Origin of the sequence: Actinoallomurus sp. CA-142502 (genome assembly GCF_050936355.1) — a bacterium.
Classification (GTDB): Bacteria; Actinomycetota; Actinomycetes; order Streptosporangiales; family Streptosporangiaceae; genus Actinoallomurus; species Actinoallomurus iriomotensis.
Genome location: NZ_JBNJMY010000001.1, coordinates 5,661,000 through 5,687,687, shown reverse-complemented (window position 1 = coordinate 5,687,687; position 26,688 = coordinate 5,661,000). Strand labels below are relative to the sequence as shown.

23 protein-coding genes are annotated in these 26,688 nt (G+C 71.6%); 13 read left to right on the top strand and 10 right to left on the bottom strand.

The window, feature by feature from the left end:
• Nucleotides 1-30: 30 nt before the first annotated feature.
• Nucleotides 31-1,500 (top strand): AlkA N-terminal domain-containing protein, encoded by a 1,470-nt coding sequence (locus ACQEV1_RS27075; RefSeq protein WP_433396971.1) that lies wholly within the window; start codon nt 31-33, stop codon nt 1,498-1,500.
• A gap of 28 nt (nt 1,501-1,528) precedes the next feature.
• Nucleotides 1,529-2,014: a methylated-DNA--[protein]-cysteine S-methyltransferase gene (locus tag ACQEV1_RS27070; RefSeq protein ID WP_433396969.1), complete on the top strand. Its 486-nt coding sequence runs from the start codon at nt 1,529-1,531 to the stop codon at nt 2,012-2,014.
• On the opposite strand, the gene ACQEV1_RS27065 is transcribed toward ACQEV1_RS27070, so the two are convergent.
• Nucleotides 1,995-2,576, bottom strand: coding sequence for a GNAT family N-acetyltransferase (locus ACQEV1_RS27065; RefSeq protein ID WP_285624108.1), 582 nt, complete (start codon nt 2,574-2,576; stop codon nt 1,995-1,997). The genes ACQEV1_RS27070 and ACQEV1_RS27065 overlap by 20 nt on opposite strands.
• A gap of 95 nt (nt 2,577-2,671) precedes the next feature.
• Between ACQEV1_RS27065 and ACQEV1_RS27060 the strand changes: the two genes are divergently transcribed.
• On the top strand, nt 2,672-3,610 hold the full coding sequence (locus tag ACQEV1_RS27060; protein WP_433396967.1) for an alpha/beta hydrolase: 939 nt from the start codon (nt 2,672-2,674) through the stop codon (nt 3,608-3,610).
• Between the two features lie 175 nt (nt 3,611-3,785).
• Here the strand turns inward: ACQEV1_RS27060 and ACQEV1_RS27055 are convergent, their stop codons facing one another.
• Both ACQEV1_RS27055 and ACQEV1_RS27050 read right to left on the bottom strand, forming a co-directional pair.
• Entirely contained in the window at nt 3,786-4,601 is an 816-nt protein-coding gene (locus tag ACQEV1_RS27055; RefSeq protein ID WP_285624113.1) for a pentapeptide repeat-containing protein, read from the bottom strand.
• Between the two features lie 64 nt (nt 4,602-4,665).
• Nucleotides 4,666-5,010, bottom strand: a complete 345-nt coding sequence (locus ACQEV1_RS27050; protein ID WP_433396964.1) for an ArsR/SmtB family transcription factor — start codon at nt 5,008-5,010, stop codon at nt 4,666-4,668.
• Nucleotides 5,011-5,090: 80 nt separating this feature from the next.
• Here ACQEV1_RS27050 and ACQEV1_RS27045 point away from each other — a divergent pair, with 80 nt between their 5' ends.
• Complete coding sequence (locus tag ACQEV1_RS27045) at nt 5,091-6,314, top strand: MFS transporter (protein WP_433396962.1); 1,224 nt, start codon at nt 5,091-5,093, stop codon at nt 6,312-6,314.
• A gap of 1 nt (nt 6,315) precedes the next feature.
• On the opposite strand, the gene ACQEV1_RS27040 is transcribed toward ACQEV1_RS27045, so the two are convergent.
• From ACQEV1_RS27040 to ACQEV1_RS27025, 4 genes are all read right to left on the bottom strand, one after another.
• Entirely contained in the window at nt 6,316-7,137 is an 822-nt protein-coding gene (locus ACQEV1_RS27040; RefSeq protein WP_433396960.1) for an alpha/beta fold hydrolase, read from the bottom strand.
• A gap of 28 nt (nt 7,138-7,165) precedes the next feature.
• Nucleotides 7,166-8,332, bottom strand: coding sequence for a hypothetical protein (locus tag ACQEV1_RS27035; protein ID WP_433396959.1), 1,167 nt, complete (start codon nt 8,330-8,332; stop codon nt 7,166-7,168).
• A gap of 347 nt (nt 8,333-8,679) precedes the next feature.
• Nucleotides 8,680-9,537, bottom strand: a complete 858-nt coding sequence (locus ACQEV1_RS27030; protein ID WP_433396957.1) for a class I SAM-dependent methyltransferase — start codon at nt 9,535-9,537, stop codon at nt 8,680-8,682.
• 114 nt (nt 9,538-9,651) lie between these two features.
• Nucleotides 9,652-10,245 (bottom strand): helix-turn-helix domain-containing protein, encoded by a 594-nt coding sequence (locus tag ACQEV1_RS27025; RefSeq protein ID WP_433396955.1) that lies wholly within the window; start codon nt 10,243-10,245, stop codon nt 9,652-9,654.
• 713 nt (nt 10,246-10,958) lie between these two features.
• On the opposite strand from ACQEV1_RS27025, the gene ACQEV1_RS27020 reads away from it, so the two are divergent.
• From ACQEV1_RS27020 to ACQEV1_RS26985, 8 genes are all read left to right on the top strand, one after another.
• A complete protein-coding gene (locus ACQEV1_RS27020; RefSeq protein WP_433396953.1) occupies nt 10,959-12,506 on the top strand; it encodes an MFS transporter in 1,548 nt (515 codons plus the stop codon).
• 94 nt (nt 12,507-12,600) lie between these two features.
• Nucleotides 12,601-14,628 (top strand): hypothetical protein, encoded by a 2,028-nt coding sequence (locus ACQEV1_RS27015; protein WP_433396950.1) that lies wholly within the window; start codon nt 12,601-12,603, stop codon nt 14,626-14,628.
• A gap of 165 nt (nt 14,629-14,793) precedes the next feature.
• Nucleotides 14,794-16,398, top strand: a complete 1,605-nt coding sequence (locus ACQEV1_RS27010) for an ABC transporter substrate-binding protein (protein ID WP_433396948.1) — start codon at nt 14,794-14,796, stop codon at nt 16,396-16,398.
• 82 nt (nt 16,399-16,480) lie between these two features.
• Complete coding sequence (locus tag ACQEV1_RS27005; protein ID WP_285575793.1) at nt 16,481-17,440, top strand: ABC transporter permease; 960 nt, start codon at nt 16,481-16,483, stop codon at nt 17,438-17,440.
• Between the two features lie 2 nt (nt 17,441-17,442).
• Nucleotides 17,443-18,324, top strand: coding sequence for an ABC transporter permease (locus tag ACQEV1_RS27000; protein WP_285624952.1), 882 nt, complete (start codon nt 17,443-17,445; stop codon nt 18,322-18,324).
• Between the two features lie 149 nt (nt 18,325-18,473).
• Nucleotides 18,474-19,514: an ABC transporter ATP-binding protein gene (locus ACQEV1_RS26995; RefSeq protein WP_433396945.1), complete on the top strand. Its 1,041-nt coding sequence runs from the start codon at nt 18,474-18,476 to the stop codon at nt 19,512-19,514.
• The gene (locus tag ACQEV1_RS26990; protein ID WP_285624174.1) at nt 19,511-20,509 is read left to right on the top strand and encodes an ABC transporter ATP-binding protein; all 999 of its coding nucleotides are present in this window, start codon (nt 19,511-19,513) and stop codon (nt 20,507-20,509) included. The genes ACQEV1_RS26995 and ACQEV1_RS26990 overlap by 4 nt, the downstream gene beginning before the upstream one ends.
• Before the next feature lie 55 nt (nt 20,510-20,564).
• Nucleotides 20,565-21,440: an IclR family transcriptional regulator gene (locus ACQEV1_RS26985; protein ID WP_433396943.1), complete on the top strand. Its 876-nt coding sequence runs from the start codon at nt 20,565-20,567 to the stop codon at nt 21,438-21,440.
• 7 nt (nt 21,441-21,447) lie between these two features.
• Here ACQEV1_RS26985 and ACQEV1_RS26980 read toward each other — a convergent pair whose 3' ends face one another.
• Complete coding sequence (locus ACQEV1_RS26980; RefSeq protein WP_433396941.1) at nt 21,448-22,932, bottom strand: carboxylesterase/lipase family protein; 1,485 nt, start codon at nt 22,930-22,932, stop codon at nt 21,448-21,450.
• An 85-nt stretch (nt 22,933-23,017) separates the two neighbouring features.
• Here ACQEV1_RS26980 and ACQEV1_RS26975 point away from each other — a divergent pair, with 85 nt between their 5' ends.
• Nucleotides 23,018-23,653: a TetR/AcrR family transcriptional regulator gene (locus ACQEV1_RS26975; protein WP_433396939.1), complete on the top strand. Its 636-nt coding sequence runs from the start codon at nt 23,018-23,020 to the stop codon at nt 23,651-23,653.
• A gap of 2 nt (nt 23,654-23,655) precedes the next feature.
• Here the strand turns inward: ACQEV1_RS26975 and helR are convergent, their stop codons facing one another.
• A complete protein-coding gene (gene helR, locus ACQEV1_RS26970; RefSeq protein ID WP_433396938.1) occupies nt 23,656-25,824 on the bottom strand; it encodes an RNA polymerase recycling motor ATPase HelR in 2,169 nt (722 codons plus the stop codon).
• Nucleotides 25,825-26,278: 454 nt separating this feature from the next.
• The gene (locus ACQEV1_RS26965; RefSeq protein ID WP_285624188.1) at nt 26,279-26,662 is read right to left on the bottom strand and encodes a RidA family protein; all 384 of its coding nucleotides are present in this window, start codon (nt 26,660-26,662) and stop codon (nt 26,279-26,281) included.
• Between the last annotated feature and the right edge of the window lie 26 nt (nt 26,663-26,688).

Here is a 26,688-nt window from a genome sequence, read left to right as displayed (position 1 = left end):
GGCCGGTGGGCAGAGACGATGCTGGGGCACATGCATGAGGACGTGGAACGCTGCGTACGCGCGGTGCGGTCCAAGGACGCGCGGTTCGACGGATGGTTCTTCACCGCGGTGCTGACCACGGGGATCTACTGCCGGCCGAGCTGCCCGGTGGTGCCGCCCAAGGCGGAGAACATGCGGTTCTACCCCAGTGCCGCGGCGGCCCAGCAGGCCGGGTTCCGCGCGTGCAAGCGGTGCCGGCCCGACGCCAGCCCCGGCTCACCGCAGTGGAACGAGCGCGCCGACCTCGTGGGCCGCGCGATGCGGCTGATCGCCGACGGTGTCATCGACCGTGAGGGCGTGCCGGGCCTGGCCGCTCACCTGGGCTACAGCACCCGGCAGATCGAGCGTCAGCTGAACGCCGAGCTGGGCGCCGGTCCGCTGGCGCTCGCCCGTGCCCAGCGCGCCCAGACCGCGCGGCTCCTGATCGAGACGAGCACGCTGCCGATGAGCGACATCGCGTTCGCGGCCGGGTTCGCCAGCATCCGTACGTTCAACGACACGGTGCGAGAGGTCTTCGCGCTCTCGCCCACCGAGCTGCGCCACCGCGTCGGCCGCGGCCGGCCCGCCCAGGCCTCCGGCACGATCACGCTCCGGCTGCCGTACCGTGCGCCGCTGTGCCCCGACAACCTGTTCGGTCACCTGGCCGCGACCGCCGTTCCCGGCGTCGAGGAGTGGCGCGACGGGGCGTACCGGCGCACCCTGCGGCTCCCGCACGGCCACGGCATCGTCTCGCTGCGGCCGGGCCCGGAACACGTCACCTGCAGGCTGGCCCTCACCGACCTGCGCGACCTGGCCAACGCGATCAGCAGGTGCCGCTGGATGCTCGATCTGGACGCCGATCCCGTCGCCGTGGACGATCTGCTGCGCCGCGACCCGGTGCTGGCGCCGTACGTGGACAAGAGCCCCGGGAGGCGGGTGCCGCGCACCGCGGACGGCGCGGAGTTCGCCGTCCGCGCCGTGATCGGCCAGCAGGTGTCCACCGCCGCGGCCCGTACGCACGCGGGCCGGCTGGTCGGCGCGCTCGGCGACCCGGTGACCGACACCGAGGGCGGACTGACCCATCTGTTCCCCGCCTCCGAGGCCCTGGCGGAGATCGACCCGGCCACGCTGGCCTTCCCCCGGGCGCGCCGCGTGACGCTGACGACCCTGGCGGCGGCGCTCGCCGCGGGCGAGATCGACCTGGGGCCCGGCAGCGACTGGGCCGAGGCGCGCGTGCGGCTGGGCGACCTGCCCGGCCTGGGCCCCTGGACGATCGAGACGATCGCGATGCGGGCGCTCGGCGACCCGGACGCCTTCACCGCCACCGACCTGGGCGTACGCGCCGCCGCCCGGCACCTCGGCCTGCCCGGCACCCCGGCGGCGCTGATCCGCCACTCCGCGGCGTGGCGGCCCTGGCGCGCGTACGCGGTGCAGCACCTGTGGGCCACCGGCGACCACGTCATCAACCGGATCCCCGCCTGAACCCCTTCGACCCGATCAGGATCACACCATGCCCCACACCGTCGTGGACAGTCCCATCGGTCCGCTCACACTCGTCGGCGCCGACGGCGCCCTCACCGGCGTGTACATGGACCGGCAGCGGTACCGGCCCGAGCCCGAGACCTTCGGCGACCGGGACGACGTGCCCTTCACCGAGGCGGCACGGCAGCTGGAGGAGTACTTCGCCGGGACGCGCACCCGCTTCGACCTGCCCCTCGCCCCGGCCGGCACGCCGTTCCAGCGGCAGGTCTGGGAGGCGCTGCAGGCGATCCCGTACGGGCAGACGGTGTCGTACGGGCAGCTCGCCGACCGGCTCGGCCGGCCTGCCGCCGCACGCGCCGTCGGCTTCGCCAACGGCCACAACCCGATCAGCATCATCGTGCCCTGCCACCGGGTCGTGGGTTCGAACGGCGACCTGACCGGCTACGGCGGCGGGCTGGAGCGCAAGCGGCGGCTGCTGGACTTCGAGCGGAGCGTCAGCGAGGGCCGGTCGTGACGGTGTGGCGGGCGCGCCACTCGTCCTCGAGTATCGCGTACACCACCTCGTCCACCCATTCGCCCTTGACCCGCTCGTTCTGCACCAGGTGGGCCTCGCGGCGCATGCCGAGGCGTTCGAGCACGCGGGCGGAGGCGGTGTTGCGGGCGTCGAGGCGGCCGGTGACGCGGTGCAGGCCGAGCTCTTCGAAGGCCAGGCGCAGGATCACCTCGGCGGCCTCGGTGGCGTAACCGTGCCCGCCGTAGTCGGGGTGGAAGATGTAGCCGATCTCGCCCTGCCGGTGGGCCTCGCTGATCCAGAAGAGCTGGACATCGCCGATCATCTTCCCGGTCTCGGGCAGCTCCACGGCGAGCGTCAGGTTGTCGCCCTCCTCGCGCAGCGCGGACGCGGCGATCTTCATGGCGAGCGATCCGCGCGCCTGGGTCAGGTCCCGCGGGCCCCAGTACAGGTAGCGGGTCACGTCGGGGCGGGACTGGATGGCCGCGAGATCGGCGAGGTCGTCGTCGGTGTAGCGCCGCAGCAGCAGCCGCTCGGTCTTGATCGGGAGCTCCGGAGACAGCACCGGTCGATCGTAGTGACCGGCCCGTCCCGAGCGCGAGGTGTTTTTCGCCGATCTGGGGCTTTCGCGGCCGCGCCGGGCTGCGGCACGCTGGGACGATGCTGATCACGACCGGCGCGGACGTCGCCGAGGAGACCCGCGCGTTCAACCAGACCCTGGCCGAGACCCTCGCGGCTCTCCCGGCGCACTACGAGGTGAACGACCCCGTGGCGTCGCGTGCGGCGCGCGCCCGCGGCGAGGGCCCCTTCCCGGTCCCCGTGCGCCTGGACGTGGGCCGGGACCGCGCGATCCCCGGCCGCGCCGGGCGGATCCCGCTGCGCGTGTTCGTCCCGCCGGTCGTCCGCGGCGTTCACCTGCACATCCACGGCGGAGGCTGGACGTTCGGCTCGGCCTCCGACCAGGACGCCCTGCTGTGGCGGCTCGCCCAGGCGGCCGAGGTGGCCGTGGTCAGCGTCGACTACCGGCTCGCGCCGGAGCACCCCTACCCGGCCGCCCCGGACGACTGCGAGGACGCGGCGCGCTGGCTGGTCGCCAACGCCCAGAACGAGTTCGGCACCGACCGGCTGACGGTCGGCGGCGAATCGGCCGGCGCGCACCTGGCCGCGGTCACCCTCCTGCGTCTCGGCGGGCGGGGATTCCGCGCGGCCCAGCTCACGTTCGGGGCCTTCGACCTGTCGATGACGCCCAGCCAGCGGCTGTGGGGCGAGCTGAACCTCGCCCTGTCCACGCCGGTCATGGCCTGGTTCTACGACCAGTTCCTGCCGGGCACCGACGCCGAGGCGCGCCGGGCCCCGGACGTCTCCCCGCTGTACGCGGACCTGAGCGGCCTGCCGCCGGCCCGTTTCGTGGTCGGCACGCGCGACCCGCTGCTGGACGACACGCTGTTCATGGAGTCGCGCTGGCGCGCGGCGGGCAACGAGACGGCGCTGGAAGTGATCGCCGAGGCCCCCCACGGGTTCCTGTCGTTCCCGCTGACGGTCGCCGAGCGCGAACTGGCCGCACAGGCGGAGTATCTGGCCAAGGCCGTCGCCGACTAGATGAGTGATTCCGAGGGTGCCAGTGGTGGGGGCGGGCCGGGGGTGCCGGACCGGGCGGGAGGCGGGTGTTCCTCTCAAGGGGTTCTTCTGACAGGAGAAATTTCTCCTCTCAGAAGAAGCCCGCCATCGGCTACCCCCGCCTCCGGCGCGTGACGCACCCCCGGGAATCACTCGTCTAGGGGACGCGGGCGCCGGGCCAGTGCGCGGGGCGTACCCGGGTGGCCGGCAGGCGCGTGCCGGCGTCGCCCTTCGCGGCGTCCAGCTGGGCCTGGGTGAGGAACAGGCTCGTGCCGAGATCGGCGCCGCGTACGTCGGCGTCGCGCAGGTCGGCTCCGGTGAGGTCGGCGCCCGCCAGGTCGGCGTCCTTCAGGTTCGCGCCGATGAGCAGGGCGCCGCGCAGGTTCGCGCCGCGCAGGTCGCGTCCGCTGAGGTTCCGGCCCATCAGGTCGGCGCCGCGGTGGTCGCGTCCGGGCGTCCCGGCGCGGGCCAGCTCACTGGCGCGCGACAGCAGCGCGTTGGCCTCGCGCCGCCACGCGTCGACGTCGATCTTCAGCAGGTCGTCGGGGTCGCCCTCGGCGAGACGCTCGATCTCCCGGCGCGTACGGCCGAGCCGGTCGGCCAGCGGACGCGCCGGGGGCAGTGCCAGCGCCTCGGTCAGGTACCACAGCAGCTCGTGCAGGTCCCGCATGATCGGGAAGACCGCGAACATCCGCCGCGCGGTGTCCGGGTCGGCGCGCCAGTCGCGGCCGCCGAAGGTGTGCTGGGAGACCTGCTGGCCCGCGCCGAAGCAGTCGTAGACGGTGCAGCCACGAAAGCCCTTGTCCCGCAGGTCCGCGTGGATGCCGCAGCGGAAGTCGGCGCGCAGGTTCGGGCAGGGCCGTCCGGCGTCCTTGTCGATCGCGAAGTCCACCGACGCCGCGAACGCCGGTGCGACGCAGCACAGCGCGAAACAGTTCGCGCAGTCGGCGCGCAGCTCTCGTTGCTCGGGCAAGGCGGATCCCCCGTGGTGACTCAGCCGGTCGTTCGCAGCCTAATCCCGGCGCGGTGCCGGTCGGTCACCAGCCGGCGATGACCTGCCGCCCCTGGGGGATGGCGAGGTCGAGCAGGCCGGGGAACCGGGCGTCGAGGTCGTGGCGGCGGAGCCGGTTGAGCCGGCGTGTGCCCTCGTCCCGCTGGCGGATCACGCCGGCCTCGCGCAGGGTCTTGAAGTGGCCGCTCTGCGTGGACTTGCTGACCGGCAGCGCGAACGTCGTGCACGCGAGCTCGCCGTCCGGTTCGACGTCGGCGAGCCGGGCCACGATCGCCAGCCGGACGGGGTCGCCGAGAGCCGCCAGCACGGTGGTGAACCGCAGCTGGGCACGGTCGGGATGCAGGAGTTCGGTCGCGGTCCGGCTGGCCATGGCATCCAGCATAGCCGCCATGTTCGGCGAACCCGAACATCTGCTATGTTCGCGATTCCCGAACATGATGGGAGTCGCGAATGCCGTTCCACCTCACCGCCGCGCGCCGTACGCCCGGGCGCGACCACCGCTCGCCGGACCCGGACCCCCGGCCCGGGCGATGGCGGTTCTGGGCCGTCGCCTACGCGCTGCTGATCCTGCTGACCGGCACGAACCTGCCGACGCCGCTCTACCGCGGCTACGCGGTGGAGTTCGGCTTCTCGTCGCTGGTCGTCACGCTGATCTTCGCCGCGTACGCGGCCGTCCTGATCCCCTCACTGCTCGTGGCGGGCCCGCTGTCGGACGCGGTGGGGCGCCGGGCCGTACTGGTGCCGGCGGTGGCCCTGGCCGCCCTCGGCTCGCTGGTGTTCGCGCTGGCGGAAGGCACGGCATGGCTGTTCGCGGCCCGGATCCTGCAGGGTGCCGCGCTCGGCGCGGCCTCGGGTCCGCTGACCGCGACGCTGACCGAACTCGAACCCGGGGGAGACCGCCGCCGGGCGGCCCTGGTGGCCACCGTGGCCACCGCCGGCGGGCTCGGACTCGGGCCGGTGCTGGCCGGGCTGCTCGCCCAGTACGCGCCGGCGCCGCACGTGCTGCCGTTCGCGGTGGAGCTCGTGTTGCTCGCGCCGGCCTGGGCGGCGATCGCCACGCTGCCGGCGAGGCGCACCCACGCCCGCTGGGTTCCGCGCCGGCCGCAGATCCCCGCCTCGATGCGGACGGTGTTCGCGACCAGCGGGACGGCGAGCCTCCTGGCCTTCGCCGTGATCGGGCTGTTCCTCACCCTCGTGCCGCCGTATGTCGCCGCGCTCTCCGGCAGCGGAAACCTCCTGCTGGGCGGTGCGGCCGTGGCACTGATGCTGGCCTGCTCCGCGCTCGCCCAGCTCACCGGCTACGGCCGGGCGGCGCGACGGCTGGAGTCGGCCGGACTTCCGCTGCTCGCCGCGGGGCTGGTGCTGCTCGCCGTCGCCGGCACCGTGTCCTCACTGGCGCTGCTGCTCGTCGCGACCGTGTTCGCCGGTCTCGGTCAGGGCCTGGTGTTCCTCGGCGGCCTCACCGCGGTGAACCAGGCGGCTCCTCCCGGCCGCCAGGCCGACGTGCTGTCCAGCTTCTACGTGGTGCTCTACCTCGGCGTCGGCGTACCGGTCGTCGGCGTCGGGTTCCTCGCCACCGCCGTCGGGCTTCTCGCCGCCGTACGGTACTTCGCGGGCGTCACCGCCGCGCTGTGCGTGGTGGTGCTGCTCGTCCTCGCCCGCACCCGCCGCTGACTCACCGCTCTCGGTCGAGGAACCCGGCGAGCACGACCCGCAGCGCTTCGGGGGCGTCGAGGTGGACGTCGTGCCCGGCGCGCGGGACGGCCACCATCACGGTGTCCGGCCGCGCCAGAGCCATCTCGCGCTGCTCGTCGGGGGAGATGATGCCGGACTGACCGAGGACGACGAGCGCCGGACAGGCCACCCGCCGCCACTCGGGCCAGAAGGACGGGCGGACCAGGCCGGCCAGGGACCGCACCATCAGCCCGGCCTCGAACCGGGGCCACCAGCCGTCGCCCCGTAGCTCCAGCCCGGCGGCCCAGCCCGCTCCGGCCGGGCCGCCGCCGAAGAACTGCGCCGCGGCGTCGAGCGAGGCGAACGGCACGGGCCAGCCGGCGAGCCAGGCGCCGATCCGGTCCACTTCGCGCGGGTCGACGCCCCGGGCACCCGCCTCGACCATCACCAGCGCCCGTACGAGGTCGGGGCGGGCGGCGGCGACCAGCATCGCGGTGTTCCCGCCGAGGGACTGCCCGGCCAGGGCGACCTTCTCCAGACGCAGCGCGGTGATGATCTCGATGACGTCCGCCACGTACGCCGACCGGGACATGTCGCCGTCGAGCGGACGGCGTTCGCTGGCACCGTGCCCGCGCTGGTCGAGGGTCACCACTCGGTGCCGGTCGCGCATCCCGGCGACCGTGGCGTCCCATTCGCCGCCGTACCCGGCGAGCCCGTGCAGGAACAGGACGGGACGCCCGGCGCCTCCGTGGTCACGCGCGACCAGCCGGACGCCGTCCCGTACGACGGTGTGCTCCGTCCAGCCGGTGTTCGGCTCGCTCATCGATCCCCGCCGAGTACGCCGGTGCCGGTCACGTGACGTCCGGTCCCTCCGGCGGGGCGCCTTCCGGCGGCCGGTCGCGGGCCGCCAGTTCCTCACGCGCGGCCTGCAGGTGCGCCTCTGCCTGAGCGGCGCGTTCGCGCTGCCGGTCGGCCTCGGCCCGGGCCGCGCCGCGATCGTGGCGGAGCCCGTCGACCTCGGCCGTCACCCGGTACAGGTCGGCGCGCGCCTGTTCGGTCTCGCGCCGCTGGTCCTCCAGCTTCTGGGTGAGTTCCCGTACGGACCGCTCGGCGCGGTCGCCGACCGCGGCATTCGCCGCGGCGGTCCGCTGTGCCTCCGCCGCCTGCTGTTCGGCGGTCTCGGCCCGCTGCCTGGCGGCGCGTGCGTCGGCTCGGGCGGTCTCGGTCGCGGCGTGCGCCGCGGTGAGTTCGGCCTGTGCCGCGGCGAGGTCGGCCCGGCAGTGCGCGAGTTCGGCGGCGAGGCGCTCCCGGTCGCGCCGTTCCTCCTCCAGCCGTTCGGTGGCCGCTTCCAGGCGTGCGGCCAGGGACTGCTCGGCCTGGCGCGCGAGCGTGGCGGCGCGCTCGGCGTGTTCGCTGGCCTGCTGATGCGCGGCGACGGTCTCGGCGGCCCGCTGCCTGGTCTCGGCCGCCTCGGCCCGGGCCTGAGCGGTCTGCGCCTCGGCCTCGGCGCGGGCCCTGCGGTCCTGCTCGCCACGGGCGGCCGCCTGAGACGCCCGGTCCTCGGCCTGGTCCGCCTGACGACGTGCCGCTTCGGCCTCCTGCCGGGCCGCCTCGGCGTCGGCCTTCACCTCGGCGACCTGGACGCTGGTGACGTCGGTGATCGCCGCGAACCCCTCGATCGCCCTGGCCAGCATCGCCTGGACCTCGGCCATCACGGGAACGGCCTCCTCCGCCACGGCCGTCACCATCCGCAGCGGATCACCGAGCGCCTCGGCGACCCGCGCCTCACGCATGGACTGCGCCCGTTCCTTGCAGTCCTTGGGCGGCGGGCAGTAGAGACGCCGCCGTCCGCCCTTGTACCGGCCGTCGGCGCGTCGGACCGGCTCCGGAAGCGGAACCCGGCAGACCTGACACCGCCCGTACGGAGCGGGTCCCTCGCCCTCACCGTCCGCCGGCTGCGGCTCACCGGCACTGAGCGCGGCTGCGGGTTCCTCGGTGTTCGCTTCGGCATCAGCCATGATCGAGAAGCTATCAGGTTCTGTTGATCGATACTCGAAACTCGTAAGGAGAAAAGCGAAACTTAACAATGCCGTGCTGAGGAGAGTAGATGAGAATGACTCTTATCATTCACTCGCGTGACGAGCGCCGACGGAAGCCTTCACAGCCGTACGGGCGAACGCGACGTCCAAGCCGCGCAGCAGGACACCGAGCGCTTGATCGCCGAACGCGGCCAGGCCCGCACCGGCCTGGCCGCTACCCAAGGCGGTCGCCGAACCCGGCCCGCGAGACGAACCCACCGCCGCCCGGGGCGGATGCGGCCGAGCGGCGCGAGCGCGCCGGGCGTGCGTCTGCGGTGGTGCGGGGTTCAGTCGGTACGGCGCGCGGCCCAGACGGTGCGTTCGGTGCGCACCACCAGGTCTTCGCGGCGCAGGATGCTGTGCGGGCCGTGGGTGTCGAGCAGCCGGTCGAGTGCGGCCAGGTCCTCGGTCGAGAGGGCGTCGGCGACGCTGCGGCGCATGCGCTGCAGGCTGCCGAGGGCGTAGGCGCCGACGGCCTCGCCGTGGGGGCTTTCGATGTTCACGGTGATGGTGCGCTCACCCTCGACGGTGAAGCCGGCCTCGGCCAGCTTCGGCCCCCAGTCGGCGCCGCGGTGGGGGACGTGTTCGGCGTGGAAGCGGTCGCTCGCCTCATGGCAGCGCTCCTCCAGGCCGGGCCGGTCCGCTGGGGCGTCTTCGGGGAGGAAGCGGGGGAAGCCGGACAGCTCCACCACCGCGAAAAGGCCGCCCGGGGCGAGCAGGTCGTGAACGATGCGCAGGGCGCGGTCGGGATGGGCCATGTGGTGCATCGAGGCCGACGCCCACACCAGGTCCGGCGTGCCGAGATCGGGCCAGTCGGGCTCGTCGAGATCGGCCTGCACGGTACGTACCCGCTCCTCAACGCCTCGGGCGCGCGCCTTCTCCCGCAGGCGCTGCAGGTGCCCGGATGAGGCGTCGACCGCCGTGACGTGGGCTTCGGGGAAACGCTCGAGGAGCGCGAAGGTGCCCGCCCCCGTGCCGCACCCCAGATCCACGATCTGGCGGGGAGATTTCCGGACGGGCAGCCACTGGGTGATGGCGAGGGTGTGCTCGGCCAGGACCTCCGCGTCCAGGTCGAGGATCTCCGCCTGGCCGTCGGTGTCGTGCTGGTGGCCGTCAGGGGAGATGCGCGGATGCACGTGGGTCATGACCTCACGCTAAGGCGATGACGCGCGGATGACGCGATCGCTTCCCGGATCCGCAAGGAGATGGCCGTACGGGATGCCGGACGCGCAAAACGTCCTCCTCGGCGGGGCGGGCGGTCACGTGGAGGAGCCCTCTGATTCGCGTTCGCCGGCGGCGCGCTGGTGGCCGCGGCGGGCGTCGCGGTCGAAGATGCCCAGGATCTCGCAGGGGCCGCCGTCCGCGCCGATGGCGTGCGGCAGCATCGTGGGGAACTCCGCGGCCTGGTTGGTCTCGACACGAAAGCGCCGGTGGCCCAGGAGGAGGACCGCGGTGCCGGACAGGACGACGAGCCATTCGTGGCCCGGGTGGGCGCGCATGCGTGCGGGGTTGTCCGGGGGTGGCTCGGTCATCCGCTGACGCACGACGCTCAGGCCGGGGTCGCTCCTGATGGGCCAGCGCATCAGCCCGTGCGCGCCGTCGATCATCGGGCTGATGATGACGTCGTCGGAGGCGGTCTCCACCAGCTGGTCCAGGGAGGTGTCCAGGGCGCGTGCGAGGGTGACCAGCTGGTCCAGTGCGAGGCGGCGCCGGCCGTTCTCGATGCGGGAGAGCGTGGACTGGCTGACCCTGGCGCGGGTGGCCAGTTCCTCGAGCGACCAGCCCTGTGCCACCCGCAGAGCACGGATGCGTTTGCGTACGAGGCTGTCCAGCTCGCCATCATCTTGCGTCATGCGCAACACTGTATGCCCCTGTCGCAAGACGCGGTTAGCGTCGTGCACAAGCCCGACACCACCGGGGTCCGAGCACGAGCGAAGGGGGCACGGCCATGGCTGCCACCACTGCCGTGTACGCGAGCGAGACCGTGGACGCCGTGCTGATCGGCGGCGGTGCCGCAGGTCTGAGCCGGGAGCCTGGTCATCGTCGGCGCGGTCACCTCGGCCGAGCCCGCCGCCCCGTCCGCCGGCGGAGACCCGCGCTTCACCGTCACCCTGGCCGACGGCCAGACGGTGACCGCGTGCCGGGTGCCGGTGGCCGCCGGACTCTGCGACGTGCTGCCGAACACCAGGTCCACGGCGTGGTCCACGGTCCGTACCGTCACGGCCGGGAGGTGCGCGACGAGCTCATCGGCCACGCCTCGATCCACCACGCGCCGCTGTTCCGCCGGCTGACCGAAGACCTCGTCCACTTCACTCGCGTCATCGACGCCCCGGTCGAGTCGGGTCGAACGCCGCGTCCTCGCAGTGGTCCGGCGGATGCAAACCCGCACTGGAGCTCGGGCTGCCGATGGAGGACCTGCCGGAGGGCATGGGCCGCCGCTTCGCCTCCGGCATGGCCGGCCCCGCCTGATGCCCGCCCGGCACGCGAGCACTGACCTTCAACCCGATCCCCGGCGACCGGACATGGGTCCGGCGCCGCTCTCCGCATGCCCTTCTTGAGAGGAACCATGAGTACGAACCAGTTCGCTCCAGCGGCAGCCGACGCCGGCGGTGTGCCGGATGCGCGTCAGCTGCGCACCATCCTGATCGCGGTCTGTGTCGCGTTGATGGCGGTCATCGCCTCGGTGTCCGGGCTGAACGTCGCGCAGCCCGACCTGGCCGTCGAGTTCGGCGCCTCACAGACCACGATCCTGTGGATCATCAACATCTACACGCTCACCCTGGCCGCGCTGCTGCTGCCGCTCGGCGCCATCGGTGACCGCCTGGGCCGCAAGCCCATGCTGCTCACCGGCCTGGTCGTCTTCGGCGTCGCCGGCGCGATGGCCGGACTCGCCCCGTCGGCCGGAGTCATGCTCGCCGCGCGCCTGCTCAGCGGCATCGGCGCGGCGATGATCATGCCCATCACCCTCGCTGTGATCACCTCGACCTTCCCCGAGGAGGAACGCGGCAAGGCGATCGGCGTGTGGACCGGCGTCGCCGGAGGCGGCGGCATCCTGGGTATGTTCCTGTCCGCCGCACTCGTGGACGTCGCCAGCTGGCGCTGCCTGTTCATCCTGCCCGTCGCGCTGGTCGCCGTCGCGCTCGCCATGGCCATGCGCGCGGTGCCCAACTCCCGCGAGCGCTCCGGCCACTCCTTCGACACCGTCGGCGCGGTGACTTCCGTCGTCGCCGTCGTCGGCCTCATCTTCGTCCTCCAGGAAGGCCCCGAACGCGGTTGGACCGCCCCCGCCACCCTGATCAGCCTCGCCGCCGGTCTCAGCGCCGCCGTCTGCTTCGTGGCCTGGGAGCTGCGTCGCCGGGACGCCTCCCTGCTGGACGTGCGCCTGTTCCGCGAGCGCGGTCTGGCCGGCGGGTCGATCACGCTGCTGACCGTCTTCGGCGTCCAGGCCGGGATCTTCGTTGTCCTCTTCCCGTTCTTCCAGGCCGTGCTGGGCTGGTCGGGCCTGCTGTCCACGCTCGCGCTGATGCCCATGGCCGTGGCGATGATGATGACCTCCGGCCTGGCCCCCAAGTCGGCCGCGCGCATCGGCTCCCGCGCCACCATGGCCGTGGGTGTCGCGCTGGCCGGTGCCGGCTTGGCGCTGATGGCCGGCATCGTGTCCGTCGACGGCGGATACCTGTCGATCCTGCCCGGCATGCTCGCCATGGGCGTCGGCATGGGCCTGTCCATGACCCCGTCCACCGAGGCCATCACCGGTTCCCTGCCGCGCGAGCGCCAGGGCGTCGCCTCCGCGCTCAACGACGTCGCCCGCGAGTTCGGGACCGCCCTCGGTGTCGCCCTGCTCGGCGCGCTGGTGTCCGCCGGGTACCGCGGCTCCATTGACGGCAGGCTCGACGGCGTTCCGCAGGGCACCGCGCAGACCGCACGGGAAGGTGTCGCCAACGCCGTCGAGGCGGCCGGCGGTGCGGGTCCCCACGCCCACGAACTCGTGCGGGCCGCACGGCAGTCCTTCGTCGACGGCTGGCAGCAGGCCATGTGGGCAGGCGTTGTCGTGATGGGCGTCCTGTTCGTCTACATCCTCGCCCGCGGCCCGAAGAACACCGCCATCGGATGAAAAGACATTCCATGTCAACGTTTGAAGTCTTGACATGGAATGACATTCCACACCACTCTGAGCGCCTCGGACCCGGCCCTACGGGAGGTCGTTCATGGTTCAGCGCGATGGCTGGGCGGCGGTACGGCGGCGGGTGACGCCGGTCATGCTGGTCACGGTGGCGCTCGGAGTGTTCGTGGCGTACCGGCCCGCCACGGCGGGCGGCCAGACGCCTCCCGGCGCCGACCCCGGCAAGGCGACGAGCCCCGTACCGAACTCCGGCTTTGACGCCGGCGACCGTGCCGGCCATCCGATCGGCTGGGCCGTCGAGGGTGACGAGTCCGGTGCGAACATCGTCAACCTGTCGGCCTATCGCACCGCCGGCCTCGGCTCTCTGGAGGTCAGCGCCAGGGGCACGGCGGTCACCGTCTCCAGCGACCGGATCGTCGCCGCGGCCGGCCGGGAGTACCGGGTGTCCGCCAAGGTCAAGGGCAAGAGCGGCGAACCGGCCGCGCTCTCGCTCGACTTCACCGGGTTCGACGGCACCGACCTGGGCGACCGCGCGGCCACCCCGGATTCGAGCACGGACTGGCGGACCGTCACCGTCTCCGGCGTCGCGCCGGCCGGCACCGCGAACGTGACCGTCCGCATCGCCGCCGGCGACGAGGGCGTGTCCTACTGGGACGAGGTGAACCTCGCCGAGGCGGCACCGGCGTACGACCCGAACCTCGGCTCGGCGCGCGAGCTGTTCCTCGACGACTACCGGATCGCCTCCTCCAAGGACGTCGGCCGGGTGGTGTATCCGGCGAGGAAGCTGCCCGAGCCGGTCATTCGCCCCGACCATCCGTGGGAGTCGTCGGCCTACACCTACGGCTCGGTGTTCAAGATCGGAGGCGTCTACCGGCTCTGGTACGACTGCAACAACGACGTCGCGCCCGGCTACTACCTGTGTTACGCCGAGAGCCGCGACGGCAGGACGTGGACCAAGCCGCTGGGCCGGGGGAGCGTCGGCTACAAGGACATCCCCGCGTCCAAGACCAACATCGTCATCGCGGGCGGTGGCACCATCGCCTACAACCCCGACGCGGCCCCGGACCGCCGCTTCGCGCTGATGCAGTTCCACTCCGGCGTGGTCAACCAGACGCTCGGCTACTACGTGTACTTCTCCAAGGACGGCTACGACTGGACGCCGGGGGAGGACACGCCCGCGCTGCTCGACGGCGACGTGTCGCAGGTGACCTGGGACCCGCGTACGAAGCGGTACATCGCCACCATCAAGAAGCGGATGTTCACCTCGCGCACGCCCGGTATCTACGACCGGGCGGCGTTCGTCTCGACGAGCAAGGACTTCCTCACCTGGAGCACACCGCAGCTCGCGGTGGCCGGCGACCACGCCGACGACGGCGCGGCCGAGGCGCTGAACGGGCTGGAAGGGCAGATCTACGGCATGCCGGTGCTGCCGTACGAGAGCACGTACGTCGGCATCCCGTGGGTGTTCCTGACCACCGACTACGTCACCGGTTCGCAGGCGTCGGCCGGCGCCGGGCCGGTGCTGCCACAGGTCGCCTCATCGCGTGACCTGACCGACTGGAGCCGTCCGGTACGCGACCCGGTCATCCGGCCCGGTGACCCCGGGGCCTGGGACGACGGCGCGCTGTACACCTCCTCCAACGCGCTGGTGAGCGACAGGACGGTCACCATGTACTACGGCGCCTTCAACGCCGGACACGGCGGGCAGGACCAGACCGCGCCGAACCCCGACACCTATGTCGGGCAGACCGGCATGGCCACCTGGCGGCGCGACGGCTTCGTCTCCCTCACCAACGCCTCGACGCCGGGCGCCGGCGAGCCGGGGGAGCTGACCACCAAGCCGGTCGTCTTCCACGGCGACGCGCTCAAGGTGAACGCGGTCGTCCACTCCCGCGGGTCGCTGACCGTGGAGGTGCTCGACGCCGCGGACGACACTCCCGTCCCCGGTTACGCCGCGAAGGACGCGATCCCGGTCACGGGCGACCAGTACGCCGCGACGGTGCGGTGGAAGGGCGGCCGGTCGCTCGCGTCGCTGTCCGGCCGTCAGGTGCGGTTCCGCTTCCACCTCACCGGCACGGATCTGTACTCCTACTGGGTGCCGCCGGCCGGCTGACGGCGCCCTTTCGCCGGCGGATCGGCGACACGACCCGCTGATCGGCCACGATGCCCCCTTGACGTGGGGGACTCCACACCTCCATTGTGTACGTGAAATTTCGTTCCATGTCGGTGCGGATCCCCCCGGTTCCCCTGAAAACCAGACCGACTTTGCGAGGTTGCGATGGCAAGACGGTTCAAACACGGCGCTCTCGGCGCCGCCGTTCTCGCGGCCGTGTCGGCCGCCGCCTGCACCGGCCCGGCACCGGACTCCGCCTCCGGCAGCGCCTCCGGTAAGAGCGCTATCAACGTTTACCTCTATCAGGAACCGGCCGGGATCTTCAGCCCGCTGGCCCCCTCCAACGGCCCGGACAACCAGGTCATGTCGTTCCTCGACCAGGGACTGCTGGCCGTCGACCCGAACTACAAGCTCCAGCCGCAGCTCGCGCAGAGCTACGACGTCTCCTCCGACGCCAAGACCTTCACCTTCCACCTGCGCCAGGGGCTGAAGTGGAGCGACGGGCAGCCGTTCACCGCGCAGGACGTGCTGTTCAGCTACCGCCTGCTGGCCGACCCGAAGAGCACCAGCGCGACGGCCGGCAGCTTCGCCGCCGTCGAGGGCGTCAGCGACTTCGTCTCCGGTAAGGCCAAGACCATCTCCGGCTTCAGCGCCCCGGACGACCACACCTTCGTCATCAAGGCGGCCAAGCCCGACATCGGACTGCTCGCGCAGATCAGCGTCGCGTACGTCCTGCCCAAGCACGTCCTCGGGGACGTGCCGGTCGCCCAGGTCGCCAAGAACCCCTACTTCCGCGCCCCGAACGTCACGCTCGGGCCGTACAAGTTCGTGGACTACAAGACCAACCAGTACGTCCACGTCACCGCCAACCCGAGCTACCCCTCGCCGGCGAAGATCAAGGACGTCTACCTCAAGCCGATGACGTCCGACGTCGCCACCGCCCAGCTCGGCAACGGCGGCATGGACATCGCGTCCTTCTCCCCGGCCGACCTCAAGACCGTGCAGGGCTTCAAGAACATCGCCGTCCAGGAGAAGGCCGGCGCCGGATTCGTCCGCATCGCGCTCAACCAGAGCAAGTCCTACTTCAAGGACGTACGGGTGCGGCAGGCCTTCCTGTACGCCATCGACCGCAAGGCGCTCGTCGCCAAGGTCCTCGGCGGCAAGGCGACCGTGCAGAACTCCGACTTCTTCGCCGGCAACACCCCGGCCGGGATCAACGAGTACGCCTACGACCCGCAGAAGGCCAAGTCGCTGCTCCAGGCGGCCGGCTGGGACCCGAACCGCACGGTCGAACTCCAGTGGGTACCCGGCCAGCGCGACCGGGACGCGACCACCACCATCGTGCAGAGCCAGCTCGGCGCGGTCGGCGTGAAGGTCAAGCTCAAGCAGGCCCAGGCGGCGGAGATCCCGACGACCTACGCCAAGAAGTCCTACGACATGACGCTCTACGGCGGCGGCAACTACGCGGTCGACTCCTGGAACGTCAACGTGATCACCGCCTGCGACCAGCAGTTCCCCAAGGGCGGCAACATCGTCTGGTTCTGCGACAAGAAGCTGGACGAGCAGATGGCCAAGGCCAACGGCACCGCCGACGACGGACAGCGCAAGGCGCTGTACGACCAGGCCGTGCTGGAGGAGAACGCCCAGGCCGACCTGATGTGGCTCTACGACCCGACGGGTCTGTGGGCGGTGAACAAGCGGATCAAGGGATTCCAGGCGGCCGGTTCGCAGGACAGCCCCTTCTGGAACCCGGCCGGCTGGTCTCTGTGACCCCGGCATTCCTGTCCGCCGAGGCGGGCCGCGCAACGACGCGCGGCCCGGTCGGCCGGACCGTACGCACGAGGGGAGGACGATGGGCGCCTACATCATCCGGCGACTGCTGATCAACGTTCTGGTCTTCTTCCTCATCACCGTCGTGATCTTCTGGCTGGTGCACAAGGCGCCGGGCGACCCGATCGCGATGATGGTGCCGCCGGACCAGCTCAACGCCGGCAGCGCGGCCTTCATCGCCGCCAAGCGGCACGAGCTGGGCCTGGACCAGCCGCTGGTCGTGCAGTACTGGCACTGGCTGACCGGCGCGTTGCACGGCGACTTCGGGTACTCCCTGGTCAACGGGCGTTCGGTGACCTCGCTGCTCGGTGAGCGGTTCGGCCCGACGATCGAGCTGATGGGCACAGGCCTGCTGCTGTCGCTGGTGATCGCGTTCCCGCTGGGCATCGTCGCCGCGCTGCGGCGCAACACCCGGGTGGACTACGCGGCCACCGTGGTCAGCCTCGGCTCGGTGTCGATCCCCGCCTTCTTCATCGCGCTGATCGCCATCTACGTCTTCACGGTGAAGTTCCCGATCCTTCCCTCGTCCGGCATCTCGGACCCGAGCGCGCCGAGCCTCGTCGACTCGCTCCGGCACCTGATCCTGCCGGCGGTGATCCTCGGCTTCGCCAACTCCGGGCCGTACATGCGCTACGTCCGCAGCAGCATGATCACCGAACTGGGCGCGGACTACGTGCGGACCGCCGAGGCCAAGGGCGCGACCCGGCGCCGGGTCGTGGTGCGGCACACACTGCGCAACTCGCTGATCCCGGTGCTCACCTACGTCGCCGCGAACCTGCCGCAGCAGCTCGCCGGCGCGGTCGTCATCGAGCAGGTCTTCGCCTGGCCCGGCATGGGCCAGCTCGCGGTCAGCTCGGTCGGGCGGCACGACTACTCGGTGATCATCGGGTTCGCGTTGATCATCGCGGTGCTCGTGCTGATCTCGAGCCTGCTCGCCGACGTCCTGTACACGCTGGTCGACCCGAGGGTGAGGCTGAATTGAGCGTGATCGAGCCCGCGGTGCTCGCGCCCGAGGCCGCACGCCGCTCACCCGGCCGCCGGGCCCTGCGCCGGTTCCTGCGGCACCGGATGGCCGTGGTCAGCGCCGTCGTGCTGCTGCTGATCGTGCTCGCGGCGGTGTTCGCCCGTCAGATCGCCGGCCACGACCCGAACACCACCGACCTGTTCGCGACCCGCGCCGGGCCGTCGGGCGACCACTGGCTCGGCACCGACGCCACCGGGCGTGACGTGCTGGCGCGCCTGCTGTTCGCCGGCCGGGTCTCGCTCGGCGTGGGCGTGGCCGCCGCGCTGCTCGCGGTCGTCGTCGGCACCGTGGTGGGCAGCCTGTCCGGCCTGCTCGGCGGCTGGGTGGACCAGACCGCGATGCGGCTCGCCGACGTGTTCATGTCCTTCCCCTCTCTGGTGGTCATGGTGGTGATCGCGGGCGTCATCGGGCCGAGCGTCACAGCGATGGTCATCGCCATCGGCCTGTTCCAGTGGCCCCAGTGCGGGCGGCTGGTCCGCGGCGTGACCTTGGCGGTGCGCGAGCAGGAGTACGTCCAGGCCGCGCGCGCCGCGGGCGCCGGGCCGCTGTGGCTGATCCGCCGCCACATCGTGCCCGCCGCGCTCCCTCCGGTGAGCGTGGTCGCCACCCTCGCGGTGGCCCAGGCGATCGGTCTGGAGGCCACCATGTCCTTCCTCGGCCTCGGCGTTCAGCCGCCCGCCGCGAGCTGGGGGAACATGCTCACCGACGCGCAGAGCCTGACGGTCATCTCGACCATGCCGTGGCTGTGGCTGCCGCCGGGACTGGCGGTCGCCGCGACGGTTCTCGCGGTGAACTTCATCGGCGACGGCCTGCGCGACGCCGTCGACCCCCGGCACACGTGAGAAGGAGGGCCATGACCGAGCGAAGCGAGGGAACCGAAGACGCGGCCCCCGTGGTCACTCCTCCCGACGAAGGAGGGCTCATGACCGAACGCAGTGAGGGAATCGAAGACGCAGCCCCCGTGGTCACTCCTCCCGACGAAGGAGGGCTCATGACCGAGCGAAGCGAGGGAACGAGCGAGCCCCCGCTCCTGTCGATCGAGAACCTCGTCGTGGACTTCGCCACCGACGACGGTGTCGTGCACGCCGTCGACGGTGTGAGCCTCACCGTACGCGCCGGCGAGATCGTCGCCGTGGTCGGTGAGTCGGGCTCGGGCAAGAGCGTGACCGCCATGTCGGTCCTCGGCCTGGTCCGCACCCCGCCCGGCGTCATCCGCGAGGGCCGGATCCTGCTGCGCGGCGAGGACCTGCGCGCGGCGAGCGGCGAGCGGCTCCGCGAGATCCGTGGCGGCGAGATCGCGATGATCTTCCAGGACCCGATGACCGCGCTGAACCCGGTCATGACGGTCGGCCGTCAGATCGCCGAGGCGCTGCGGCTGCACGACCACGACCTCGGCGCGGACGACGCGCGCTCCCGGGTCGTCACGCTGCTGCGCAAGGTCGGCGTGCCCGAGGCCGAACGGCGGTACGGGCAGTACCCGCACGAGTTCTCCGGCGGCATGCGCCAGCGCGCGATGATCGCCATGGCCATCGCCAACGACCCGGACCTGCTCATCGCCGATGAGCCGACCACCGCGCTCGACGTCACGATCCAGGCCCAGGTGCTCGAACTGCTGCGCACCGCGCAGCGCGACACCGGGGCGGCCACCATCCTCATCACCCACGACCTCGGCGTCGTGGCGGAGCTGGCCGACCGGGTGATCGTGATGTACGCCGGGCGGATCGTGGAGGAGGCCGACGTCCGCTCGCTGTTCGCCCGGCCGCGGCACCCGTACACCGCGGGGCTGCTGTCGAGCGTGCCGCGCGCGGACCTGGACGGTGATCTGGTGTCCATCCCGGGCAGCCCGCCCAACATGATCGATCCGCCGGGCGGGTGCGCGTTCCATCCGCGCTGCCCGATGGCGCGCGAGCGGTGCCGCACCGACCGGCCCGAGCCGTACGACCTCGGCGACGGCCGGCGCAGCGCGTGCCACTACGCGGAGGAACTGGACGAGGGCCTCGCCCTGTACGCGGCCGGAGAGGAGGCCGGGTGACGACGTCGGAGCTGCTGCGGGTCGAGGACCTGCGCAAGTACTTCCCGATCCGGGGCGGGGTGCTGCGCCGGCACCAGGGCGACATCCGCGCCGTCGACGGCGTCAGCTTCTCCCTGAACGCGGGCGAGACGCTGAGCGTGGTCGGGGAGTCCGGCTGTGGCAAGTCCACGACGGGCCGGATGATCGTACGCCTGCTGGAGCCGACCGGCGGCCGGATCCTCTACCGGGGCGAGGATCTGACCGCGGCCCGCGGCGGCCGGCTGCGCGAGCTGCGCCGCGAGATCCAGATCATGTTCCAGGACCCGCACTCCTCCCTGTCGCCGCGGATGACCGTGCACGACATCGTCGCCGAACCGCTGCGGGTGCACGGCCGCTACCGCGACGGCGGCGCGGCCCGGGTGCGGGAACTGCTCGACCTGGTCGGCCTGTCGGCGCAGTACGAGAACCGCTACGCCCATGAGTTCTCTGGCGGCCAGCGGCAACGCGTCGGCCTGGCCCGCGCGCTCGCGCTGGACCCCAAGCTGCTCGTGCTGGACGAACCGGTCAGCGCCCTGGACGTGTCGATCCGCGCCCAGGTGGTCAACCAGATGCGCCGCCTCCAGCAGACGCTCGGCCTCGCGTACGTCTTCATCTCCCACGACCTGTCGATCGTGCGGCACATCTCGCACCGGATCGCGGTGATGTACCTCGGCACGGTCGTGGAGATCGGCACCCGCGACCAGGTGTTCACCGCGCCGCGCCACCCGTACACGCGTGCGCTGCTGTCCGCCATCCCCGTGCCCGACCCGGAGCTGCGCGGCGAACGCGAGCGGATCACGCTGACCGGCGACGTCCCCGACCCGAGCGACCCGCCCTCGGGGTGCCGGTTCCGTACCCGATGCTGGAAGGCACAGGACATCTGCGCCACCGAGACGCCCGCGCTGACCGGCCGTACGGGCGATGGGCACGCCAGCGCCTGTCATTTCCCGGAGAATGACGTCGCGGCGGTCTCCTGACCGCTCGTCCCCTACGACTCTGAGACCCGAACCGCCCGTGCAGGAGGCAATTCAGGTGGCCGCAACATCGCGCCGCAAGCAGGCGCCGATCGACGAAGCGCGTCCCGCGTCGGCGAACTACCACGCCAACGCGCTGGCCCGCGGCCTCGCACTGCTCGAACAGATGGCCATGCGCCCCGAGCCGCCCACGCTCGGCGACTTCAGCGAGTCGACCGCGCTGCCCAAGAGCACCCTGGTACGCCTGCTGAGCGTGCTGTGCGAGCTGGAGTACGCCGTGCGCGTCGACGACCGGCCCTCGTACCGGCTGGGACACAAGGTGCAGCGGCTCGCGACGGCGTACGTCTCGTCGCTGGACCTGTCCGAGGTCGCCGGGCGGTACCTGCGGCCGGTGGCGGACAAGACCGGTCAGACCGCCAACCTCGGCGTGCTGGACGGCGCGCAGGTGCTGCACATCTGCGTGACCGAGCCGGACCGTCCGCTGCGGTTCATGGCGCCGCCGGGCACGCGCGACCACGCGTACTGCACCGGGCTGGGCAAGGTGCTGCTGTCCTACATCGACCCGGGGCAACTGCCCGCGTCCACGCCCGACGAGCCGTTCCCGGCGTTCACCGAGGCGACGACCACGACGCTGGCCGAGCTGGCCGAAGAACTGGCGATGACGCGTGAGCGCGGATACGCGCTCGACGACAACGAGCGCAGCGCCGGGCTGCGCTGCGTCGCCGTACCGCTCCTGATCGGCGGCGAGTGCCTGGCGGCGATCAGCGTCTCCGGACCGTCGGGGGAGTTCACCGAACCGCAGCAGGAGGAGTACGTCGCCGCGCTGAGAGCCGCCGCCGAGGGCCTGACCGCCGACCCGGACTTCGACGCGGCCCTGCGCATCGTGCACCGCTCCCTGCGTCCCGCCGGCTTCACCCCGGCCGGAGACCCGTGATCCGCGCCTACGTGAGGTCGTAGGGGGTCGGGTCGTGTCGCTCCCAGATCCGGCGAGATGCCTCTTCCGGGTAAGGCGAGGTCTTCGGCTCGATGTCCAGGACGCGAGTCAGCCGTCGCTCGGGCCGGTGGGCGGGCCATCCGGGGTCGCCGGTCGTGGCGAAGCGGACCCATGCCCGCCGCAGTTCCCGGGATACCGCCGAGACCTCCGGCGTCGGCCGGTCGCCGAAGAGGTGCCGGCCGGCGGGGCTGTCCAACGTGCCGAACGCCAGGGGAACGTCGAGGCTGTGGCAGGCGCCCAGGACTCCGCCGGACGCGGGAGCCGCCATTCGCAGCTCGAACAGGAACGACGTGCCTCCAGCCGCTTGGTTCGCGTGGGCCAGCCGCAGTGAGGGCATCCGGAAGAGGGCATCGGAGTACACCAGTTCGAGCAGTTCTTCGGGGCTGGCCTGGGGGTAGGCGGCACGGTAGGCGTCGGCGCCGTCCGGTGGGGCGAACAGCTCCAGGGCTGTTCGAGCCTCGACCTCAGTGAAGGTGCCCAGCCGCCCCATCATGACGCTGAACAGCCGGAACTCATCGCGGGTGTGGCCGACGAGGAGCTCGATCCCGCCCGTAAGGCCACCGGCCAGCGCCCTCCAGGGCGTTTCGGTGAGCACCACGCCGTCGAGGACCGGGCATACGGCGACACCGAGCTGCGAGAGCCGGCCCCAACGCTCGCGGTATCCGGGAAGGTCGAAACCGAGGGCGGTGAGCTCGCCGGCCAGGCGTGAGGGGTCGATGCCGGACAGGGCTTCAACGTCCGGTGCCGCACCGACGCGGCCCGCGAGCGCGGCGGCGACGTCTTCCGCCAGCGCGCGGGTGCACAGCGTTCCCGGCACCGAGTGCACGATGGCCCTGCGGAACAACGCGTGCGCCCGCTTCATCGTCAGCAGGGCCGCGATCGACCCCGCCCCGGCGGACTGTCCCGCCACCGTGACCTGGTCGGGGTCTCCTCCGAAGGCGGCGATGTTGCGCTGTACCCATTCCAAGGCCGCGATCTGGTCGAGAAACCCGCGGTTGGCCGGAGCGCCCTCGACGAGAACGAAACCCTCGGCCGCCACCCGGTAGTTGATGCTCACCACGACCAGGCCCGCGCTGGTCAGGGCCGCAGGGTCGTACATCGGATCGCTGGAGGCCCCCGCGATGTAGGCGCCACCGTGGATCCACACCAGCACGGGCAGCCCGGCAGACCCCAGGGCCGGGGTGCTGACGTTGAGCGTGAGCCAGTCGTTCCCGGCTGAGCTCTCGGCCGTCGGTCCCGCCTGGGGGACCACGGGGCCGAACTCGGTCGCCCGCCTCGTCCCGTCCCACCCCTTGACCGGTGCGGGGGCCTGGAAGCGCAGCGGCCCGACGGGCGGCTGAGCGTAGGGGATGCCACGGAACACCGCGTGCTCTCCCCGCCGGCGCCCTTCGACGAGTCCTTCCGCGGTCCGTGCCGTTGGTCGTTCGTACATGCCACACCTTTCTCCTCGGACGGGCCCCCAGCTTTTATCGGTCACATGTAATATGTCAACTGTATTGGAAAAGAGGAGGGTGACGATGCCCAAGCAGGTGGATCACCGCGAACGCCGCGAGACGATCGCCCGAGCGCTGTGGCGCGTAGTGGAACAACGCGGCATCGCGCACGCGAGCGTCCGTGAAGTGGCCCAGGAAGCGGGGATCTCCCACGGTGCGGTGCAGCACTACTTCGCCACCCGAGAAGAGATGCTGGTCTTCGCCATGGACTTCGCGTCCGAACAGACATCGCTACGCGTCGCCGAAGGCGTCAGAGGGCTCGGCGACCCACCACATCCGCGTGACGTGCTCCGAGTGATGCTCACGGAGATGCTCCCGCTCCATCCCGACGCACGCGCGACGAGCCGGATGAGCGCCGCCTACGTCCTGGAGGCCCTGCACAACTCGAACATCCACGCACGCGCACGCGACGGGTTGACTCACGGCCGCGACCTCGTCGAGCGGATGGTCCGCCAGGCGATCGCCGATGGCCACATCGACCCCGACCGCGACCCGGCGACGGAGACCCACCTGCTCCTGACGCTCACCGGCTTGACCCCGCTCATCGAACTGGGTGTGATCGAGCCCCAAGAGGCCCTGACCGCCGTCGACCAGCACCTCGACCGGCTGTTCACCGGGAACGCCACCGACTCGCCCGGCAACGGCCGTTCGTCCGGCTGACGTCAGGAGCTCGTGAGGATGACGAGTTGCCGGGTCGCTCGGGTCATCGCGACGTAGCGGTCGACTGCGCCTTCGATGCCCTTGCCGAACGCGTCCGGGTCGATGAGCACGACCAGGTCGAACTCGAGCCCCTTCGACAGCTCCGGGGTCAGCGACCGGATGCGGGACGTCGTCCGGAACGTGGGATCGCCTATGACGCAGGCGATCCCGTCGGCATGTGCGGCGAGCCAGGTGTCGAGGATCGAGTTCAGATCCGCGGAGAATCCATGGACGACGGGGACGTCGCCGCTGCGGATGGAGGTCGGCACGTTGGCGTCCGGGAGCACGGCCCGGATGACCGGCTCGGCTTCCGCCATGATCTGTTCCGGCGTCCGGTAGTTGATGCTCAGAGAGGCCAGGCTGATCCGGTCGAGCCCGATCCGCTCGAGCCGCTCCTGCCACGACTCCGTGAACCCGCGCCTTGCCTGGGCGCGATCCCCGACGATGGTGAAGCTCCGTGACGGGCACCGGAGCAGCAGCATCTGCCACTCCGCGTCGGTCAGTTCCTGAGCCTCGTCCACGATGATGTGCGCGAACGGGCCGGCGAGCAGGTCCGGCTCGGCGCCGGGCAGTTCGGACTCGTCGACCAGGGACACCTGGGCGTCCTGACCGCGCAGCATCGTGACCAGTCCCTCTCCATACGGGTCGGCGTCGTCGTCGGCCTCGATCAGGCTGTCGACGACCTGCGCCATGCGCTCGCGTTGGGCGGCGAGAGCCGCGGCATGGCGGCGCTTACGCAGCGACTCCTCCGGGTCGCCGAGTCGCTGCCGTGCCGCGTCCAGGAGCGGCAGGTCGGACACCGTCCAGGCCTGGGGGTCCTCGCGCTGCAGCCGCCGAACATCATCGGGACTGAGCCAGGGAGCGCACAGCCGCAGGTAGGCGGGTACCGACCACAGGTCTCCGACGAGGTCGGTCGCTTCGATCAGCGGCCACGCGCGATTGAAGGTCGTGCGCAGCTCCCTGTTCCGTGCCAGCGACTCGCGGAGCAGTTCGGCCGAGACGTCACCGTCGTCGCCCACCGGGCCGTCGTGCTTGTCCACCAGGATCGTGAGCAGTTCCTCCCAGATCTGGTCACGCGCCTCGTTGTGCGGAGTGCCGGGTTCTGGTGCTTCGAACGCCTCGGCCCAGTCCTCGGCGCTCACCCGGATGTCGGACCAGTGGGTCGTGACCGTCATCCCCTTGGTGGGCGGCTTCTCGTAGAACCTGACGGCCGGCTCGATCGCCTTCACCAGGTCCGCGGACGACTTCAGGCGGGCCACGTCCGGGTCGGTCTCGACCGTCGCCTCGGCTCCCTCCGCGACAAGGCCCCGCAGGGTGCAGGTCTGGACGCCTTCCTCCCCGAGGCTGGGGAGGACGTCGGCCACGTAGGCCAGGTAGGGCTGGTGCGGACCGACGAACAGGACGCCGCCACGATGGTGGCCGAGGCGAGGGTCGGAGTAGAGGAGGTACGCGGCGCGGTGCAGAGCGACGACGGTCTTGCCCGTACCGGGACCGCCGTCGACGACGAGAGCACCGCGGGATCCCGCACGGATGATAGCGTCCTGGTCGGCCTGGATGGTGCCGAGTACGTCCCGCATCCGCGCCGACCGGTCGCTGCCGAGGCTGGCGATGAACGCGGACTGGTCGTCGAGCGCGGCGTGCCCTTCGAACCCGTCCGGGGTGAACACCTCATCCCAGTAGTCGCTGATGCGGCCGCGGGTCCAGCGATATCTGCGGCGGCTCGCCAGGCCCATCGGGTTGCCGTGGGTGGCTCCGAAGAACGGCTCGGCCGCGGGGGAGCGCCAGTCGAGCAGCAGCCGGCGGCCCGTACGGTCCGTGAGGCCGATTCGCCCGACGTACACGGGCTCGGGGTCGTCCGTGCCGACCATGTGCCCCAGGCACAGGTCCAGACCGAAGCGGCGCAGTACGCGCAGGCGAGCGGTCAGCCGGTGGATCTCCGTGTCCCGCTCCAACGCCTGCGGACCCATGCCACCGGGCGCCTTGCGTTCGGCATCGAGGCGGTCGGACAGGTCGGCGATCGACTGCTCGATGCTCTCCGCGATGGCCGCGAAGTGTTGCTCATCGCCCGTGATCAGCGTCGGGTCGGCCTTGGCGGAGAGGCGGTCGGGAAGGTCGAACACGCTGGTGGTCATGCGGTTCACGCCTCAGCTCCGATTCGAGGTCGCTCGCGAACGTACGCGGGGGTCAGGGTTTCGCTGAACGCGGCCGACAGGGACTCGAAGGTCGGAGTCGGACCGTAGTGCGCCGTGCCGGCCCGATTACGCCGGCGGCGGGTGGTGCGGCGGCATCATGCCGGTCACCGCGAGCCCCATCACACGCATTCCGCATCCCCGATTTCCGTAGGCTCTGGCCTAGGCCGACGATTCTGCGGCACGACCCGGGTCTTGCCGCAAGCCCCCCGGTGCGCTATACGTTGGAAATGGAAGGGAGCGGGTCTCCCTTCCCTTCTTTGTTTTCGGGACGGACGACCTCCTCGCGAAGCGCCGTGGCCGGAAGCGGCGTCATCTTTCAGGTCTCACGGGCGCGTTCCGCCTTCACGGTGCGAGATTCATTTGGCGGGGCCCCCGTCCGAGGGCCCCGCCGGGCTCAGTCCCGGTCGCCGAGGTAGGCGACGGCCTCGATCTCGACGCGGACGTCGGGGTGACCGAAGTCGACCACGACGGTCGTACGGGCCGGGGGCACGGCGCCGATGCGGCGTGCGTACAACTCGTTGAACGGGGCGAACAGCGTCGCGTTCGCCAGGTAGGCGTTGACCTTCACCACGTCGGCCAGGCTCGCTCCGCCCGCACGCAGGACGGCCTCGACGTTGTCGATGGTGGCGTTCACCTCGGTGGCGAAGTCGCCGATGAACACCGAACCGTCCGCCGTCGTCGCGACCTGACCGGAGACGAACAGCAGGTCACCGGCGCGTACGCCGTGGCTCAGGGGGACGGCCGGGGCAGGGAAGTGCTCGGGGTGGATCGTGCGCATCGCGCTACCTCTCTCAGTCGGGTACT